Consider the following 872-nt stretch of genomic DNA (forward strand, 5'->3'; position numbering starts at 1 on the left):
CGCCTGCAACGAATGCGAATGCAACTGCTTCAGGTACGAGTGCTAGGGCTACGGTAAGACCTGAAAGTAGGTCGTTTTTTACGCTAAGTTGGCGATTAGCCGATAGTTCAAACATGCGGATCTCATTAATACTTGTATGGAGGGCGAGAGGGCGCGGATTATAGAGTTAGCCTGAGTCGATTACAAATCGACCTGTCTTACATCGCTGATTAACATTCGAAATACTGGGGTCAGAGTAAAAGTACTCTGACCCCAATGTTAAGTCTTTATTTATGTTTACGCGGCGGCAAACCAGTATGCTGTGTGTGGAAGCGGCCTTTGCGCATTTTAGAAGTCGCACTAGTTTTCTTTAGCTTCGCATTTCGGGTTTCGCTTTTGGGCTGCGTCGGTGGCACAAGATGCTTTTTACCGTAACCTATTAGATGGGCTTTGCCCATGTTCTTGAGCGCTTCTCGCAATAGTGGCCAGTTGTTTGGATCGTGATAGCGCAAGAATGCTTTATGTAAACGTCGCTGTATCGCACCTTTGGGTACAGGCATGGTATCGCTTTTATAATCAATACGATGCAAAGGGTCTTTCTTCGTGTGGTACATCGCCGTGGCGTTTGCCATCGGAGACGGGTAGAAGTTTTGAACTTGGTCTGCGCGGAAACCGTTTGCTTTCAGCCATAACGCAAGATTCATCATGTCCTCATCACGTGTCCCAGGATGAGCCGCAATAAAGTACGGGATTAAGAACTGTTCTTTACCCGCTTCTTTAGAAAACTTATCGAACATCTCTTTAAATCGATGATAAGTGCCCATACCAGGTTTCATCATTTTAGAGAGAGGACCATCTTCTGTATGCTCTGGCGCGATTTTTAAATAACCGCC

At 45.9% G+C, this 872-nt stretch carries 1 protein-coding gene; it reads right to left on the reverse strand.

The genetic code is table 11. From position 1 onward, the window contains the following. Window positions 1-266: 266 nt before the first annotated feature. Window positions 267-872, reverse strand: a 606-nt coding sequence (locus tag A3738_RS08070) for a DUF3362 domain-containing protein (protein WP_156504090.1), incomplete at its 5' end; no start/stop codon positions are given.

This window comes from Oleiphilus sp. HI0066, from assembly GCF_001635725.1.